This is a genomic window from Shimazuella kribbensis DSM 45090 (assembly GCF_000428065.1).
GTDB lineage: Bacteria > Bacillota > Bacilli > Thermoactinomycetales > Thermoactinomycetaceae > Shimazuella > Shimazuella kribbensis.
Genome location: NZ_KE386619.1, coordinates 1 through 17,744, shown reverse-complemented (window position 1 = coordinate 17,744; position 17,744 = coordinate 1). Strand labels below are relative to the sequence as shown.

Annotated in this window: 12 protein-coding genes, 1 rRNA gene and 1 pseudogene; 7 read left to right on the top strand and 7 right to left on the bottom strand. The window is 38.0% G+C overall.

Annotated features, from left to right (window positions below):
• A pseudogene (locus A3GQ_RS28310) lies at positions 1 to 957 on the top strand (collagen-like protein); the annotation flags it as partial.
• A gap of 136 nt (positions 958 to 1,093) precedes the next feature.
• Here A3GQ_RS28310 and A3GQ_RS25935 read toward each other — a convergent pair.
• From A3GQ_RS25935 to A3GQ_RS25925, 6 genes are all read right to left on the bottom strand, one after another.
• Positions 1,094 to 3,220 carry a DUF7948 domain-containing protein gene (locus tag A3GQ_RS25935; RefSeq protein ID WP_051272238.1) on the bottom strand — a complete coding sequence of 709 codons (2,127 nt, stop codon included), beginning with the start codon at positions 3,218 to 3,220 and terminating at the stop codon, positions 1,094 to 1,096.
• A gap of 5 nt (positions 3,221 to 3,225) precedes the next feature.
• On the bottom strand, positions 3,226 to 4,365 hold the full coding sequence (gene wecB, locus A3GQ_RS0121655; RefSeq protein WP_028778797.1) for a non-hydrolyzing UDP-N-acetylglucosamine 2-epimerase: 1,140 nt from the start codon (positions 4,363 to 4,365) through the stop codon (positions 3,226 to 3,228).
• Between the two features lie 146 nt (positions 4,366 to 4,511).
• Positions 4,512 to 5,351 carry a coiled-coil domain-containing protein gene (locus A3GQ_RS0121650; protein WP_028778796.1) on the bottom strand — a complete coding sequence of 280 codons (840 nt, stop codon included), beginning with the start codon at positions 5,349 to 5,351 and terminating at the stop codon, positions 4,512 to 4,514.
• Positions 5,352 to 5,537: 186 nt separating this feature from the next.
• Positions 5,538 to 6,689 (bottom strand): BMQ_0737 family morphogenetic spore coat protein, encoded by a 1,152-nt coding sequence (locus A3GQ_RS0121645; protein WP_028778795.1) that lies wholly within the window; start codon positions 6,687 to 6,689, stop codon positions 5,538 to 5,540.
• 215 nt (positions 6,690 to 6,904) lie between these two features.
• Positions 6,905 to 8,053, bottom strand: coding sequence for a BMQ_0737 family morphogenetic spore coat protein (locus A3GQ_RS25930; protein ID WP_051272235.1), 1,149 nt, complete (start codon positions 8,051 to 8,053; stop codon positions 6,905 to 6,907).
• Positions 8,054 to 8,276: 223 nt separating this feature from the next.
• Positions 8,277 to 9,422 (bottom strand): BMQ_0737 family morphogenetic spore coat protein, encoded by a 1,146-nt coding sequence (locus tag A3GQ_RS25925; RefSeq protein WP_156877895.1) that lies wholly within the window; start codon positions 9,420 to 9,422, stop codon positions 8,277 to 8,279.
• Positions 9,423 to 9,624: 202 nt separating this feature from the next.
• Between A3GQ_RS25925 and A3GQ_RS0121630 the strand changes: the two genes are divergently transcribed.
• The 5 genes from A3GQ_RS0121630 (at position 9,625) to A3GQ_RS0121610 (ending at position 15,798) form a co-directional block, all read left to right on the top strand.
• A complete protein-coding gene (locus A3GQ_RS0121630) occupies positions 9,625 to 10,848 on the top strand; it encodes a hypothetical protein (protein WP_028778794.1) in 1,224 nt (407 codons plus the stop codon).
• A 27-nt stretch (positions 10,849 to 10,875) separates the two neighbouring features.
• On the top strand, positions 10,876 to 11,223 hold the full coding sequence (locus A3GQ_RS0121625) for a DUF1360 domain-containing protein (protein WP_028778793.1): 348 nt from the start codon (positions 10,876 to 10,878) through the stop codon (positions 11,221 to 11,223).
• A 45-nt stretch (positions 11,224 to 11,268) separates the two neighbouring features.
• Positions 11,269 to 15,114: a hypothetical protein gene (locus A3GQ_RS0121620; protein ID WP_028778792.1), complete on the top strand. Its 3,846-nt coding sequence runs from the start codon at positions 11,269 to 11,271 to the stop codon at positions 15,112 to 15,114.
• An 83-nt stretch (positions 15,115 to 15,197) separates the two neighbouring features.
• A complete protein-coding gene (locus A3GQ_RS0121615; RefSeq protein ID WP_028778791.1) occupies positions 15,198 to 15,389 on the top strand; it encodes a hypothetical protein in 192 nt (63 codons plus the stop codon).
• Positions 15,367 to 15,798 carry a M67 family metallopeptidase gene (locus tag A3GQ_RS0121610; RefSeq protein ID WP_245596881.1) on the top strand — a complete coding sequence of 144 codons (432 nt, stop codon included), beginning with the start codon at positions 15,367 to 15,369 and terminating at the stop codon, positions 15,796 to 15,798. The genes A3GQ_RS0121615 and A3GQ_RS0121610 overlap by 23 nt, the downstream gene beginning before the upstream one ends.
• Positions 15,799 to 15,920: 122 nt before the next feature.
• On the opposite strand, the gene A3GQ_RS0121605 is transcribed toward A3GQ_RS0121610, so the two are convergent.
• Positions 15,921 to 17,135, bottom strand: coding sequence for a M20 metallopeptidase family protein (locus tag A3GQ_RS0121605; protein WP_028778789.1), 1,215 nt, complete (start codon positions 17,133 to 17,135; stop codon positions 15,921 to 15,923).
• Between the two features lie 448 nt (positions 17,136 to 17,583).
• Between A3GQ_RS0121605 and A3GQ_RS27900 the strand changes: the two genes are divergently transcribed.
• Positions 17,584 to 17,744 (top strand): 23S ribosomal RNA (locus A3GQ_RS27900); the annotation flags it as partial.

The window sequence follows — 17,744 nt, the reverse complement described above, 5'->3', positions numbered from 1 at the left end:
ACCGGACCAACCGGGTCCACTGGGTCCACCGGGTCTACCGGGTCTACCGGAACTGCTGGACCAATCGGAACAACTGGAACGACCGGAACGACTGGAACGACGGGAACAACGGGAACGACCGGAACAACGGGAACGACGGGAACAACGGGAACAACGGGAACGACAGGAAAAACAGGAACGACGGGAACAACGGGAACAATTGGAACGACGGGAACGACGGGAACGACGGGAACAACGGGAACAACGGGAACAACGGGAACGACGGGAACGACGGGAACGATCGGAACGACTGGAACGACCGGAACGACGGGAACGACTGGAACGACCGGAACGACTGGAACGACTGGAACGACTGGAACGACGGGAACGATCGGAACGACTGGAACGACCGGAACGACTGGAACGACTGGAACGACCGGAACGACTGGAACGACTGGAACGACTGGAACGACTGGAACGACCGGAACGACTGGAACGACCGGAACGACTGGAACAACTGGAACCACGGGAATCACCGGAACCACGGGAACAACTGGAGCCACTGGATCATCAGGAACGCCTGTTTCGTTTACATTTAATAATACAGATGGACCGGTTGTTGTCCCTGTTACACCACCAACTGAAATTGTTTTGGGAATATTGCCTGTTTCCGTAACAACAGGACAGACGCTTCAACTTGCCTATTCTACTTCTATAGAATTTGTTACTACTGCTAATTCGACTATCAATTATTCTACAAGGCTTTATGTAGGTGGAACATTAATTGACACTCGAACCTTTAATTCATCATTTACGAGTGCTGCCACCTATAGAAGACCAATGTCAGAAATTACTGGGTTTAATGTAACCACCACAAGTACCATTAACGTTGAAGTCAGGGCAATTGTTAATAGTCAAACAAACGTTGTCTCCCTTGTTGGCTTGAATACAGATATAAATGTATTGAGAATCGGATAAGAAAATAAAAGCGTTATTTTTTCGCCTTTCAGACGGAGAAAAAGCACTTCTGAAAAAAGATTCAGAAGTGCTTTTTTAATGGAAAAGTCAAAAAGACAATTGTGAGAGTCTGCAAAATACAAACTTGCTTCTATTTCTAAAATTGAATTCGCAACACAAACACGTCATCGCTGCCGCCGTTATAGCTTCTATCAAAAGCGCTGACTGTTGTAGGAAATGCAGTGGAATCAGTGCGTCCTGTGACATAGGCGGTTGAACCAATGGTATCAATTGTAATGCCAAAGCCAGCATCATCACCACTTCCACCCACATAAGTAGAACTGACTAAAGAAGCAGTAGGGCTGGGGGCATTTGTATTGATCTTGGAGATGAAAATATCTTCCCCACCATTGTAAGTGATATCAAATCCATCATTCGTAACTGGAAAATCATCGGAGCTTGTTGCCCCAGTTACATAGGCATTTCCTCCATTATCTACAGCAATTCCAATACCGCGATCGCTATTTTTCCCACCTAAATAAGTCGAGTAGAGTAAAGTGCTGCCTGTGGGATTAAGCTTGGAGACAAAAGCATCCGTCCCAGACCCTGTATGAAATAAAGTATCAAAGGCAAATGGAGTAGTTGGAAAGTTAGTAGAAAGCGTAGCACCTGTCACATAAACGTTCCCAACAATATCAATGGCTATGCTATTTCCAGTATCAGAAAGGGCTCCTCCAAGAAAAGTGGAAAAAACAAGAGCATTTCCAGCTGGATTTAACTTCGTGACAAATGCGTCTTCTCCCCCATTAAAAGAGGTATCAAAAGCCCCAGAGGTAGTTGGAAAAAGGGAAGCAGAAGTTAGCCCTGTCACATAGGCATTGTTGCCATTATCAATTACAATGCCATTACTAGTAGAATCTCCATCTGTTGCTCCTAAAAAAGTAGAATAAACTAGGCTATTTCCGGTAGCGTTTAGCTTGGTAATAAATGCATCTGCTCCCCCGCTAAAGGTAGTGTCAAAAGCACCCGCTGTAGTAGGGAAATTTTCTGTATCTGTTCTTCCTGCTACATATGCATTGTTTGACAGATCCACTACAATACCATTGCTATCCGTATTTCCCCCTGCCCCTCCAAGGAAAGTGGAATAAACGAGGTTACTCCCTGTGGCATTAAGTTTTGTGATAAATGCATCTTGTGTACCATTAAAAGTGGTATCAAAAGCCCCGGCTGTAGTTGGAAAGTTCATCGAAGTGGTAGAACCAGTGACATAGGCATTGCCAGACAAATCCACTGCAATGCTTCGGGCAAATGTATTTCCCCCTGATCCCCCAAGGAAAGTAGAATAAACAAGTGCACTACCTATAGCATTTAGCTTGGTGATAAAAGCATCTTGTGTTCCGTTAAAAGTAGTGTCAAAAGCACCAGGTGTAAATGGAAAATTAATGGAGGATGTAACACCTGTCACATATGCATTTCCAGACGCATCGATATCGATACTGATTCCTCTATCGTCATCGCCTCCACCTAGATAGGTGGAATAAAACAGGATTCCGGGATCGATCCATAATGGAAAACGTGGATCGTAGTTATTGCCTATTTCAAAGCTAAATGCACAAGAGCCAAATTCGTCTTGGTGGAGAACAAAGCCACTATCTACTAAAACTTGCTTGCCATCAATGTCTTGGTAGCTAACGGGCTTTTGATCTTGGAAAATGCCAAATGGTGTGACAATATTTAGATTTCCCTCCTCATCAAGGCTGAGCTCATCGCCTCCAGAATAAGTGAGTTGGATCTGATTGATATCTGCTCCAGGTTGTAGGATTACATCATATTTCAGTTGTCCATCCTTTTCATGAAACACCAAGTCAATGCCTGGCCATACTTCTCGGTATACGATCTCTCGAAAGGTAGAAAGATTAGTTACCCACTTCATGGGATCATTCCCATTTACATAATTCACCTTTCCAATCTCTTTTTTTTGTGCTTCTATTTGCATTTGGGGGTTTGCATCAACAAAACGAAAAGCCAAAGTTATTCCTCTAATTTTATAATCTTTGGTCATGTTCTTTGGATCTTGATCTGTTTGAGGAGCTTTCAAAGTCGAGGGAGAATGTTCGAAAAATGTATAGCAAACTCCTTCGTTAGTAAAATGGCATTGAAACTGTTTACGATAGGTGTAGTATTTGACCGATGAATCTTTTTGTCCCTCGTTAGGAATAAAGGTAATTGGTAATTTTCCATACAAATCCATCACTTTTTGTTTTGTGTCCTTTTGTACAGGCAAATTTATCAACCTCCACTATCAAATGGGGATGGAAGGTAATCAGCTAATCCATAATGGTGCAATATTCCTTGTACGATTCGCTTTGATGCTTCACCATCTCCATAAGGATTTATGATTCCTCTCATGGATTGATATGCATTTTTATCTTTTATTAAGAAACTTCCTTCTTCAAAGATTCGTTTTTCCAGTGTCCCAACAAGTTTAGCAGCCCCTACGTTAACTACTTCTGGTCTTTCTGTGATATCTCGCATGACCAACACAGGAACCTGTATAGTTGGTGCTTCTTCTTGAATTCCTCCAGAATCCGTTAAAATAAAATAAGACCGTGCAGCAATATTATGGAATTCAATTACATCGAGAGGATCAGTTAACAATATCCTTGGGTGACTTTGAAGAAGAATATTTGCTTTTTCTCGTATAATGGGATTTAGATGTATGGGAAATACAGCAACTACATCAGAATGGGTTTCAACTAACCGGCGAATCGCTCGAAACATATGATCCATTGGCTCACCCAAATTTTCTCTGCGATGAGCGGTAATTAAAATCATTTTTTTCCCTTGAACTTGTTCAAGCAAAGGATGCTCATAATTTTCGTGAATGGTCATCTTCAATACATCAATAGCTGTATTTCCCGTAATATAAACGGATTCTTTTGATATTCCTTCTCGATATAAATGGCTCGCCTCCTTATGAGTTGGCGCGAAGTGCAGATCTGCTAAACAGGCTACTAAACGGCGATTCAATTCTTCTGGATAAGGAAGATATTTTTGATGAGTTCGCATACCAGCTTCAATATGTCCTACATCTATTTTCCGATAAACTGCTGCAAGACTGACGGAGAGAGTAGTAGTCGTATCTCCATGTACCAAAACCAAATCTGGTTTTACTTGTTCTAATACTTGTTCCATACCATGAAGTACACGAATCGTAATATCTGTAAGCGTTTGTCGATTTGTCATAGCCTTCAAATCAAAGTCCGGCGTTATTTGGAATATTTCCAATACTTGGTCCAGCATTTGTTGATGCTGGGAAGTAACGCAGATAAATGTTTCTAACTCATCGTGTTTATGCAATTCGCAAATCAAAGGAGCCATCTTAATTGCTTCCGGTCTCGTTCCAAAAACAACAAGAATTCGGAACATAACCACCCTCTTTTCCCTACCTCATCCAAATATTATGTAGGTGAATGATACGATATGATTGATGAAAGCTTTTCTTGAACGTAAAAAAGCCATTCGCTTTTTTTGTTGCATCACCTTCGCGAATGACCTTAACGATGTTTATTCGATTATTTATGTCGCTTAAATGGGTTGAATTGCACTGTTTGAGATGAGTTCTGATTGGGGACAAAGTTTCTTGCTGTCTGAGATGAGTTTTGATTAGGGTTGAAGTGTCTTGTTGGCTGATTTGAGCTAGAGTGAAATGGAATTTGCGGCTTGGAAGCAGATGCAACTTGTTCACTCGCTAATTTATTTGAAATTCGATGCATTGTTTTAAAATGTCCCTCTGTAGCCACCTCTTTCTTCTTATTTGGAATGGAACGAAGATTATTTTGCAAAGCTTGTAAATTATTTTTATATCCAAGTTCCCTTTTTTCATACCCCATTATTTTTTGTTGAAGTTCTTCGATTAATTGCTGGTGATCCGTTTGTTCTTCTATTGGTTTTTGTTCATATTCTGTGATTTTCTGCTTCAAATCGTTAACCAATTGCTGTTTTAGTTGCAAATTGTCTTCCAATGTTAGAATGGTTTGCTCATTTTCTTTCGTTTTCTCGCTAAGTTTGTTAATCGTTTGCTGTTTGAATTCCAAACTTTCTTTAATTGTTGTTGTATTTTGTTCATAGTCCTTCAATTCATGTTGAAGTTCTTCGATAAGCTGTTGTTTATCTACAGAACTGCCTGCGTTTTCCCTTTCTCTTTGCTTATAGTTTGTTATTTTTTGCTGTAGTTCTTGGATAATTTGTTTTTCGCTATTTTGATCTTGTAAATGTTTTTGTTCTTTTTCTATATATTGCAAAATAAGTTTATTTTTTTGTTCTAGTTCCAATCGATATTCCTGTTCTTTTTTCTTAAACTTATCAATGATCTCATCTTTTTCTTCTCTTTTTTTCCAATTCCAAAATATCATTAGGACAAGTCCTTTCTTTTGTTATTTGGTGAATATTTTCCTCATATACATATGCTATGCACTTACCTATGTAACGGTTAAATGTTATTGATAAAACACTTATGTGCCTATTTTAACGATAGAAATATCTATAAAAGCTGCTGATCAAAAAAACAACAGCTTTTATAACTGTATAGAATGAAAGTTCTACGTTGTTGGGGCTGGGAAGGCATTGCAATCTTGGACAGTGATTGAATTTCCGATGGATATGCTAACCACAGTAGAAGCAAATAGTCCTGGAGCAACACTAGATAAAATCAGAATGTAGGTATCAACAGCGGAATCAACCAATTGTAAGGTATATCTTACCGGTATGGTGTCTCCACCAGCTGTTACTACTGTGCCTTCACCTACTACAACCTGAACCCCTGTACCTCCACCAAAACCACAGTCTTCTCTTGTGAATGAATTGGCAGTAAACGTAAAACTATTGTTAGGAGCAGTACTATCTGTATCCGTGTATGTGAATAGAATGTCGGTGTTAATTTCTGCACAAGCATTACAAATATTTCCTACTAGAGATGCGGTACCAACGGATAGAGATAAGCCATTTAAGACAACTATGACACTTACTGGAACGGCAGCATTTGTAGAATTAAAAGTACTCTGACAACCACAGTTTGGTTGTGGGAAGAAGTCACATTGCTCAGGGAATAAAAGCGGCGGACAAACCGAAGTTACTGGAATATCGATTGGCGGACGTGGGGAACAGAATTTCGCCAATACTTCTAGTTTAACCGCAGCTAATACTTGGATCTCTTTACAAACATTAAGTTCAATTCCAACAGATGCAGGGAATGGAGTTCCTCCTACAGGTGGCGGGGTGGTGATGACACAATCCCCACTAATAATGCGACAGACCAAATTATCATTGGTAAACTCAGGTGGGAAACAAAGTACCACTTGACGGATAAAAGGAACAAGTAGAGGAATCGTACAAGATGCAGGATTTCCTAAAGCATCTGTTCCAGTAAGCGTTACATCAACTGGAATATCCTGTCGTAACTTTACTAAAGCTGCGTTTACTCCGTCGATATTAATAGGACGTCGATCTAGGACGGTACAAACTCCATTGGTAGCACAAGTAATGGGGAAAAATGGCTCAGTTGTTAAGGAACAAAAAATATCGGTTACGGTGGTAGGACATCCAACAGGTGGTGTCGCTGGCAGTGGAACAGTAGCATTAATGTCCTCTGTAAAAACCACAAAATCATATACTTTTGGTACACAGATACACTCAGCCTGAACATTATTGGGGACAGGTGGGATAACTTGCGATCCGCGAATTGGTCTTACCATGAAAATTTTTTCCTCCTTACGAAAGACTCAGTTGAAATTTCCTTACTTTGTATAAACTATGTATATTCATCGTTCTCATCGAAGTAACTGTACTCTGATACTTTGGATAAAAATATGTGCCTATTTTTTAATGGTAGAAAGATATGTAAAAGCTGTTGGTCCAAAAAGCCAACAGCTTTAATAAAGTTTATAAACATAGATGGTATGGAAGGGGTCTACGTTGTAGGAGATGGGAAGTTGTTGCAATCTTGGATAATGATCGAATTTCCGATTGATACAGATACTACAGATGCGCTAAATAGCCCATTTAGACCTTGTATCAATAAGGCGTAGCTATCTACAGGACCATCAACTAATACTAGTTGATAAATTACATCTATTGTATCTCCGGCGGCAGTAACAACTGTACCATTACCAACTACTGCCTGTGTTCTGGCTGCTTCAACGGATGTACATTGTTCTCTGGTAAAGGAATTGGCCGTGAAGGTAAAGCTATTGTTTGGAGGAACTGCATCTGTATCCGTATAGGTGAAAGTAATAGAAGTGTTAACTTCCGCACATCCATTACAGATATTCCCAACTAGTGATGCTGTACCAACGGATAAAGTTAAACCATTTAAATGGATTCCAACACTTGTTGGAACTTGTGCAGCTGTAGAATTAAAGGAGCTCTGGCAATCACAGTTTGGTTGTGGGAAGAAGTCACATTGTTGTGGGAATAGAAGCGGCGGACAAACAGAAGTTACTGGAATATCGATTGGCGGACGTGGGGAACAGAATTTCGCCAATACTTCTAATTTAACCGCAGCTAACACTTGAACCTCTTTACACACGTTTAGTTCGATTCCGACCGATGCTGGGAATGGGGTTCCTCCAACTGGTGGCGGGGTGGTGATGACACAATCTCCGCTGATAATCCGACAGACAAGATTTTCATTGGTAAACTCAGGTGGGAAACAAAGCACGACTTGACGGATGAAAGGAACCAATACTGCAATCGTACAAGATGTTGGATTTCCTAAAGCATCTGTTCCGGTAAGTGTCACATCAACTGGGATATCCTGTCTTAACTTCACTAAAGCTGCGTTTACTCCGTCAATATTAATTGGACGTCGATCTAGGACGGTACAAATTCCATTGGTAGCACAAGTAATGGGGAAAAATGGCTCAGTTGTTAAGGAACAAAAAATATCGGTTACGGTGGTAGGACATCCAGCAGGTGGTGTAGCTGGCAATGGAACAGTAGCATTGATGTCCTCTGTAAAGACTACAAAATCATATACTTTAGGAACACAGATACACTCAGCCTGAACGTTATTGGGAATAGGTCGTGTGACCTGTGAGCCTCGTATTGGTTTTACCATGAAATATACGTCCTCCTTATCAAAGTTTGCTGATTTAGGTAAATCACCAATGTTTTAAAGTACTTTGTATATATATATATTCATGGCATTTTACAAGGTACCTATTTAAATCTACTTTGGATGAAATAATGTGCCCATTCTAACGTACACTTACATATTCATATAAATAGCTGTTGGCAAAAGGACCAACAGCCGAGAGGTATTTGAATTTTGTAAAATGCTACTACGTTGTTGGAGATGGGAAGTTGTTGCAATCTTGGATAATGATCGAATTTCCGATTGATACAGATGTTGCCACTGCGGTAAATAATGGGCCTTGTATAATTAGGACGTAGCTATCAACAGGACCATCAACTAATGTTAACTGATAAAGTACATCTATCGTATCTCCAGCGGCAGTTACTACTGTTCCATTGCCTACTACAAGCTGTGTTCCTACTCCTGCAGCAAATGTACAGACTTCTCTTGTAAAGGAATTAGCAGTGAACGTAAAGCTATTGTTTGGAGGAACGGCGTCTGTATCAGTAAAGGTGAAAGTAATAGAAGTGTTAACTTCTGCACACGAATTACAGATATTTCCTACTAGAGATGCCGTGCCAGCGGATAAAGTCAATCCATTTAAGACGATACCCACACTTACTGGAACTTGTGCAGATGTAGAATTAAAGGAGCTCTGACAGTCACAGTTTGGTTGTGGGAAGAAATCACATTGTTGTGGGAATAGAAGCGGCGGACAAACCGAAGTTACTGGAATTTCAATTGGTGGACGTGGGGAACAGAACTTCGCCAATACTTCTAATTTAACCGCAGCTAATACTTGGATTTCTTTACATACGTTTAGCTCGATTCCAACCGACGCTGGGAATGGAGCTCCACCAACAGGTGGTGGAGTGGTGATCACACAATCGCCACTGATAATGCGACAGATCAGATTATCATTGGTGAACTCAGGTGGGAAACAGAGTACTACTTGACGGATGAAAGGAACTAATACCGGAATTGTGCAAGTTGCTGGGTTTCCTGCAGCGTCTGTACCAGTTAGTGTCACATCAACCGGAATATCCTGTCTTAATTTCACTAAAGCTGCATTTACTCCATCGATATTAATGGGTCGACGATCGAGTATCGTACAAACTCCGTTTGTAACACAGGTGATAGGGAAGAAGGATGGTTCCGTTGTCAGTGTACAAAAGATGTCCGTTACTGTAGTAGGACATCCTGCTGGAGGTGTAGCTGGTAGCGGAACAGTAGCATTAATATCCTCCGTAAAGACCACAAAATCATATACTTTGGGAACACAGATACACTCAGCCTGAACATTATTAGGAACAGGTGGGATAACCTGTGAGCCTCTGATTGGTCTTACCATATTTTTCATTTACCTCCCTTAGGTAGAAATTACTTTCAACCTATTTATACGCAAAACATGCAGAGATCGCTTTAGGCAAATGTCCATTTTCCATAAAAAACTATTAATTTGCATTTTAAAAAAAGATTTTTTGTAATTGGTCAATTTTCTATATATGGTTCATAAAATAAATCTGATATAGCAATTAGATGGGAGGATGTTTATGGACCTGAAGATACAATACAACAAAGAGAATAAGGGAGAACTGCCTTTTCATTCTTTACCTATTTACCGATTGTTTTGCGAACAGATAGGCTTTCAAATGGAATGGAATCAACAAGAAAAAATACTTCACCTCGCTCCCCGTTTACAAGGAAAAAAAGTTTACCTCATACCTGTGAAACTAAACGATACTCATACTGCTATGTTGGAAAATACAAAAGCGTTCCTAAAACAAACAGATGTAGAGGTAGAAGTGTTACCTGCAAAATCATCTCCTCCTGATGATGGGGAAATCATTATCAAACTTAAATTAAATTCGAGTAGTAATCTTTCTTCCTTCCTCGAATTCACGATCCTACATAGCCATGGAACAAAAGCAAAAACATGGGCAGAAGCTTTCGGAAAAGAATGTAAAAAATCTGGCTATGCCGCACAGATCAAAGAAGATACAAAAAAATCATCTGTTCCATTTTTGGAAATCAGCATGAAATTACCAGAAAAAATGAAAATCGATGAGAAGTTGGGGGAAAGGGTCAGTCTTATCTTAGCTTCTGGTTTATTCAGAGGTTTCACAAAAGAAAATCCTTTCTTGTTGCTTCCGTTTTTGCCACCAGAATCGGTGAAGTTTCTTCTCCCTACGAAAAGTAAATCATCCTCAGAATCGGCTCCAGTAGTGACAAAACAGGAGAGTAATAATCCTATTGATACAAAAAATAAAGATAATAAAACACCTAAGATTATTCCCCTTCCACCTTTCCGAATGGAAGTTTGTTTCGATTACCAAGTCGTATTTCCAACTTCTAAAGATGATGACTATCTTGTTTTAGGCAACATGTACCTCAAAAATTCAGGGATGGGAGTTTTAACGAATCCTCATATCTGTATTCAAGTTTCTCCGTCCGATCGCATACAGCTAAAAGGACAGATTATTCCACCAAAGATGACAGACACGGTTGGGATTCAAAGCTTTTCAGGGGACAGTGCGGTGGGGTGGAGATATGTGGATGAGAATTGGCGTGAAAAAGTAAAAGAGAAAGGAGAGTACTGGATCTGCTCTATTCAACCTATCCATATTATGCCTGGAGAAACGATAACCTTTCCTAATTTTCAGTTCTCGATTCCCAATGATAGTAGTAGAGATATTAAAATCCAAGGTTCTGTACACTATAAAGACTTTAACCTTGAGTTTCCCTCTTCTAATCGAATACTCCTTTCATTTGCTTAATTCTTATAAAGGTGAGGTGGGATTCATTTGCTCGATATTTCGTGGTTCGAGTTTGCCGTTCTGATACTCGCTTCTTTTCGACTTACTCATTTGATTGTTTTTGATGAGATTACATCGTTTATTCGAGATCCATTTGTGAAAGTTACTTACGAACCAGATGACTCTGGTCAAGTGGTGAGAAAGATTCATATTATAGGTACGGGATGGCGTCACACCATGGGTTTGTTTTTAAGCTGTCATTGGTGTGTAGGGATCTGGTCATCCGCTATTCTTCTCGTCTTATATTTATTGTTTCCTATTTTATATCTTTTACATCTTGTTTTAGCAGTTGCAGGAGCTGCAGCATTTATTGAATCTAAATTGTATTTTGGATAGTGCTGAACAAAGTGCAGCACAAATTTTAATATTGAGGTGAAAAAAATGAATGAGAAGAACAATAATATAAATGAGATATATAAAAAGAGAATTCTATATTTATCGCACCTTAATAAGACATATGAAGCGAAAATAGGAAAGTATAGAGATCATCAGGCTAAAATGAAGCGATTAATAGAAAACTATCGAGCCAAGGCAGGAGAATATTCCGGACAGGTGGACGAAATTACAGCACATTATGAAGAGAAAAACAGAGAATTAAAGCAGTTATTAAAGGCAGCAAAACAGCTAGAAATTGAAAAAGATACAAAGATTAGAAATTTAGAAGAAGAGAAAACAAAATTCCACCAAGTATTGGAACAGAAAGATCTGCAAAAAGATCAGAAGCAAGTTCAAATAAAGAGTGTTCAAGAAAAAGAACATAAATTAAAACAAAAAGATGAAACGATTCAACAGTTACAAAAAGAAGCGAGTGCTTATCAAGAACAAATCAAGCAGCTTATACAAAAAGAAACGAATGGCAATCAAAATCAAGTGTTAAAGCAAAAAGAAGAAATGATTCAACAGTTACAAAAAGAAACGAATGCTTTTCAAAAGCAAATCAAGCAGCTTATACAAAAAGAAGCGAATGGCAATCAAGATCAAGTGTTAAAACAAAAAGAAGAAACGATTCAACAGTTACAAAAAGAAACAAATGCTTATCAAGAGCAAATCAAGCAGCTAAAACAAAAAGAAGCGAATGGCAATCAAGAGCAGATGAAGCGATTAAAGCAAAAAGAAGAAACGATTCAACAGTTACAAAAAGAAGCGAATGTCTATCAAGAACAGATGAAGCAGCTAAAACAAAAAGAAGCAAATGGCAATCAAGAGCAGATAAAGCAATTAAAGCAAAAGGAAGAAACGATTCAACAGTTACAAAAAGAAGCGAATGTCCATCAAGAACAGATGAAGCAATTAAAGCAAAAGAATGAAACGATTCAACAGTTACAAAAAGAAGCGAATGTCCATCAAGAACAGATGAAACAATTAGAGCAAAAGGAAGAAACGATTCAACAGTTACAAAAAGAAGCGAATGTCCATCAAGAACAGATGAAGCAATTAAAGCAAAAGAATGAAACGATTCAACAGTTACAAAAAGAAGCGAATGTCCATCAAGAACAGATGAAGCAATTAGAGCAAAAGGAACAAGCGATCCAACTATTACAATTAGAAGCGAATACTTATCAAGAACAAATTAAGCATTTAAAACAAAAAGAAACGAATGCCCATCAAGAGCAGATGAAGCAATTAAAACAAAAGGAACAAATGATCCAACAATTACAAAAAGAGGCGAATGACCATCAAGAGAAAATGAAGCAATTAAAGCAAAAGGAACAAGCGATCCAGATATTACAATTAGAAGCGAATACTTATCAAGAACAAATTAAACAGTTAAGACAAAAAGAAGCGAATACTCATCAGGAACAGGTCAAGCAATTAAAGCAAAAGGAACAAATGATTCAGCAGTTGCAAAAAGAAGCCCATACTTATCAAGAACAAATCAAGCAATTAAAACTGAAAGAAGCAAATACTTATCAAGAGTTAATGAAGCAATTAAAACAAAAGGAAGAAACGATCCAACTGTTACAAAAAGAAGCACATACTTATCAAGACAAGATCGAGCAATTAAAGCAAAAAGAAACGAATGCTCATCATGATCAAATGAAGCAATTGAAGAAAAAAGAACAAATAATTCAACAGTTACAAGAAGAAACAAATGCTCATCAAGATCAAATCAAGCAATTAAAGCAAAAAGAAACAAATGCCCGTCAAGATCAAATGAAGCATTTAAAAGAAAAAGAAGATGTGATCCAACAATTACAAGAAGAAACGAATGCTCATCAAGAGCAAATCAAGCAATTAAAGCAAAAAGAAGCGAATGCCCATCAAGATCAAATGAAGCAATTAAAAGAAAAAGAAGATAGGATCCAACAATTACAAGAAGAAACGAATGCTCATCAAGAGCAAATCAAGCAATTAAAGCAAAAAGAAGCGAATGCCCGTCAAGATCAAATGAAGCAATTAAAAGAAAAAGAAGATATGATCCAGCAATTACAAGAAGAAACGAATGTTCATCAAGAGCAAATCAAGCAATTAAAAGAAAAGGAAGATATGATCCAACAATTACAAGCAGAAACGAATGCTCATCAAGAGCAGATCAAGCAATTAAAGCAAAAAGAATTGAATGTCCGTCAAGATCAAATGAAGCAACTAAAACAAAAAGAAGAAATGATCAAACAATTAAAAGAAGAAGGGAATGTTCATCAGGAACAAATCAAGCATTTAAAGCAAAAGGAACAAGTAATCCAACTATTACAATTAGAAGCGAATACTTATCAAGAACAAATCAAACAGTTAAAACAAAAAGAAGCGAATGCTCATCAGGAACAGGTCAAGCAATTAAAGCAAAAAGAACAAGCAATCCAGCTATTACGATTAGAAGCGAATACTTATCAAGAACAAATCAAACAGTTGAAACAAATAGAAGCGAATGCTCATCAAGAGCAAATGAAGCAATTAAAGCAAAGGGAACAAGCAATCCAACAATTACAATTAGAAGCTGCTAATGCTCATCAAGATCAAATGAAGCAATTGAAACAAAAGGAAGAAACGATCCAACGGTTACAGGAAGAAGCGAATACTTATCAAGAACAAATCAAGCATCTAAAACAAATAGAAGCGAATGCTCATCAAGATCAAATGAAGCAATTAAAGCAAAAACAAACGATCCAACAGTTACAGGAAGAAGCGAATACTTATCAAGAACAAATCAAGCATCTAAAACAAATAGAAGCGAATGCTCATCAAGATCAAATGAAGCAATTAAAGCAAAAACAAACGATCCAACAGTTACAGGAAGAAGCGAATACTTATCAAGAACAAATCAAGCAGTTAACACAAAAAGAACAAACAACTCAACAACAGTTACAAGAAGAAGCTAATATTTATCAAGAACAAATCAAGCAGTTAAAACAAAAAGAACAAATGATTCAACAGCAGTTACAGGAAGAAACTTATGCTTATCAAGAACAAATCAAGCAATTAGAAGAAAAAGAACAAATGATCCAACAACTAAAAGAAGAAACAAATGCTTATCAAGAACAAATCAAGCATTTAAAACAAGTAGAAGAGAATGCTTATCAAGACAAAGTTAAACAATTACAACAAAATCAAACAATCCAACAATTACAAGAAGAAGTTCATACTTATCAGAAACAAATGAAGCAATTAGAACAAAAAGAAGAAACAATTCAACGATTACAGGCAAAAGCCGTTACTTACCAAGAGCAAATGAACAAATTAGAACAAGAAAACCAAACACTTCAAAAAAGAACAAACGACCTGAAAGAAACAATCCAATTTACGGAAGAAAATATTAGGGAATTAAAACAAAAACAAGAATCAGCCAAACAGGTGTATCAACAAAGGGAATCGCTAGAAATCGAAAATAAGAAATTGGTAGATGAATTACAAGAAAAGGAAAGTACATTGGCACAAGAAAGAGAGAGTATGGCTTATCAGATTAAGTTACTCACTTCTGCTTTTCAAAAACAATTAGAACAAATGAAGCAGATGCAAGGAACAATTGAAAAAGATACAATATCCCATATCCCATTGCATGAGATGGAACAAAACCATCTATTAGAACCCGATCAAATCAAAGTAAGTAGTACAAATGATTTGAACCAGACAAAACAACCAACCTCTAATAAAAATGGTGTTTTTAAAAATCAACAATTACCGCCAGAATTACAAGCTAATGCAGAGCAAAATGCTAAGTTTTTTCGCAACCATCACGTACCACAAGAAAGCAACTATATTCAAGCAAGGAAGAAGAAAATGGATGACTAATTTCTTCTTATATACAGCACGTCTGGAACAAAACTGAATAAGATAATACAGATTTTATTGGTCATCATGAAAGGGGATATAATATGGACCAACGATTTGTTCAGTGGCAGAACTTTCGCCCTGTGAGAAGAACTGGTCAACCATGGAATGAATCTAACCCTGATTCAGGTCAGCACAGACTGGTAAGACCCGTTCAACAACCCTCACAAGGGAGGCAAAACCAGCAACAACCACAGCGACGTGGAGGTTGTTGTGGGAAAAGAGCAGCAGAATAGTTCAAATAAGAATATTGTTTTTCTGCAATATGTGTATAATGCGATGATACATCACTGCATGGAACAAAAGCCATTCGAAGCATGTGGTTTGTTGTCTGGAACAAATAATGTGGCTTGTACTCATTGGCCAATGACCAATGTTTTACGTAGTCCTAACGAATTTCAGATGGATAACAATCAAATTGAGTTTATTTTTAAACGAATGAAAGAAAAAGGAGAACAATTAGTAGGTATTTATCACTCACATCCTACTACTGTTCCCTATCCGTCACCTAATGATATAATTCATGCAAATTATCCTGAGGCGGTATATGTTATTGTCTCTTTATCGTCTCACATAAAACCAGAAGTCGCTTGTTTTCATATTCAGCGAGGCTTAGTAACTACCATGAAATATTCACTTCAATAAATGATATATGATTTAACTAGCCTCCTTTGTAGACATTCAAGGGGGCTAGTTGTTATATGATTATTTTTTGTTTGATGGACACTCTGTACGAACATAATGTTTCCTATTAAGTCGAGGAGGATTTAAGCTTTTTCCATGAACTTGATCAATTGATAAAGTTGGAAATATACTCCGGTCAACAAAGCACGGGGATCAGCTTCAAAGTGTGGAGAATGCAAATCAAATACTTGTTGCTGATGTTTTGGTTTGGTTCCTAATCGGAAGAAGTGAAGGGGATAGCCAAGTTCTGAGAACCAAGAAATATCATCAGCTCCTCGACTCGACTCCGTATGCTGCACTTGTATCCATGGAAAATGCTCAGAAATGGTATAGGAATCTTCGACTAGTGTAGGATCATTAACAACTGGTGGTAGAGCAGGTATTCCACTGTTTTTTAACTCCACTTTTATATAATCGTTTTCCAAACTCCTGAGATAGTGGTTAATAGCAGTCCTTGCTTTTTCGTGATACTTGAAGTCCGGAGTTCGCAATGTACCTTCACAACATGCTGTTTCTGGAATGATGTTTGCTTTACTTCCACTATGCATTTGACCGAAAGCAAGCACTGCTTCAGGTGCTTCATGAGAGATGACCTCAGGTAAAGAATATAGAATTTGGCCCATTATGGTCAGAGCACTCTTTTGATGTTCTGGACGAGCTGTATGACCACCTCTGCCTTTTACCTCAATTTTTATAAATTCCGCAGAATAATTAATTAATCCGGGGCAAGTAGAGATTTTCCCTGCTGGTAAATCTGGATATACATGTAGTCCAAAACAAGCTGCATCTTTTCCGAGGTAATCAAGAAGTTTTTCCGATTTGATTAGAAATGCAGTTCCATTCAATTCTTCCGCGGGACGAAAAAGTAGTACTACTCGGCAGTTAAGGATATGTTCATTTTGTTTTAGCCACCAAGCAATACCAAGTAAAATAGATGTATGCATATCATGTCCACATGCATGCATTGTGTCGTTTGTTTTCGAGCGGTACCAGTGACTGGATACTTCTTCAATAGGTAAAGCATCAAAATCAGCCGTAAAAATAACAGTTTTTTCTCCTTGTCCAAAAGCAACCGTGATTGCTTGAGAGGAAACAGGTTTACCAAATATCTCACCATTCACATCGTAAAATTTTGGTTTTAATCCTAGATTTTTTTCTAATACAGAAGAGATATAATGAATGGTATTGCTTTCCTGAAAGGATAGTTCAGGGTGTTGATGCATGTAATAAAAATGACGTGACATCCATTGATACCACTCGGTTTGTGGGGCGTTTTGGAGCAGTGCTAAGCGGTCCATATTTTCATCATTCCTTTGTAGATAATAATACTATTATACAATCATTTTGTTTATTCAAAAAACATGCCCAAAACAATATAAGTCCTTATATCTCTTTGTTTTCAAGGCTTTCCGCCCTTTAACGTCATTTTAAAATTTTTTTATAAAAAAAAGGGTTGCAATCTTTTTTTAGCCATGTTATATTATTTCTTGTCGCCGCGAGCAACACACAAACGGCTGACACAACAACAAAAAGCAAAACTTGATTCTTGTTGGGACAAGTTGAGATAAACACTTCTCACTTACCACCATTACAATAACAAGTTGCGCTAAGCCAATAAAATGGCAAGTCGCACTTTGAAAATTGGATAGGAAATGATGATAGAGAAAAGACATGTGTGTCTTTTCCGTCAAGTTGCGAACACCGGGTGATAGAGATGAAAATTTGTATCACCAAGTAAGAATAGTAGGAGAAGCTACTAAGGGCACACGGTGGATGCCTTGGCGCTAGGAGCCGATGAAGGACGGGACGAACNCCGATATGCTCCGGGGAGCTGTAAGTGAGCTTTGATCCGGAGATTTCCGAATGGGGAAACCCACTCATTGAAGAATGAGGACTGCCACCTGAAT

What these genes read in the sequence shown, in the direction of transcription:
- A3GQ_RS25930 (WP_051272235.1), bottom strand. Translation starts at nt 8,053, where the DNA reads ATGGTAAAACCAATACGAGGCTCACAGGTCACACGACCTATTCCCAAT.
- A3GQ_RS0121605 (WP_028778789.1), bottom strand. Translation starts at nt 17,135, where the DNA reads ATGGACCGCTTAGCACTGCTCCAAAACGCCCCACAAACCGAGTGGTAT.
- A3GQ_RS0121645 (WP_028778795.1), bottom strand. Translation starts at nt 6,689, where the DNA reads ATGGTAAGACCAATTCGCGGATCGCAAGTTATCCCACCTGTCCCCAAT.
- A3GQ_RS0121630 (WP_028778794.1), top strand. Translation starts at nt 9,625, where the DNA reads ATGGACCTGAAGATACAATACAACAAAGAGAATAAGGGAGAACTGCCT.
- wecB (WP_028778797.1), bottom strand. Translation starts at nt 4,365, where the DNA reads ATGTTCCGAATTCTTGTTGTTTTTGGAACGAGACCGGAAGCAATTAAG.
- A3GQ_RS0121650 (WP_028778796.1), bottom strand. Translation starts at nt 5,351, where the DNA reads ATGATATTTTGGAATTGGAAAAAAAGAGAAGAAAAAGATGAGATCATT.
- A3GQ_RS25925 (WP_156877895.1), bottom strand. Translation starts at nt 9,422, where the DNA reads ATGGTAAGACCAATCAGAGGCTCACAGGTTATCCCACCTGTTCCTAAT.
- A3GQ_RS0121620 (WP_028778792.1), top strand. Translation starts at nt 11,269, where the DNA reads ATGAATGAGAAGAACAATAATATAAATGAGATATATAAAAAGAGAATT.
- A3GQ_RS0121615 (WP_028778791.1), top strand. Translation starts at nt 15,198, where the DNA reads ATGGACCAACGATTTGTTCAGTGGCAGAACTTTCGCCCTGTGAGAAGA.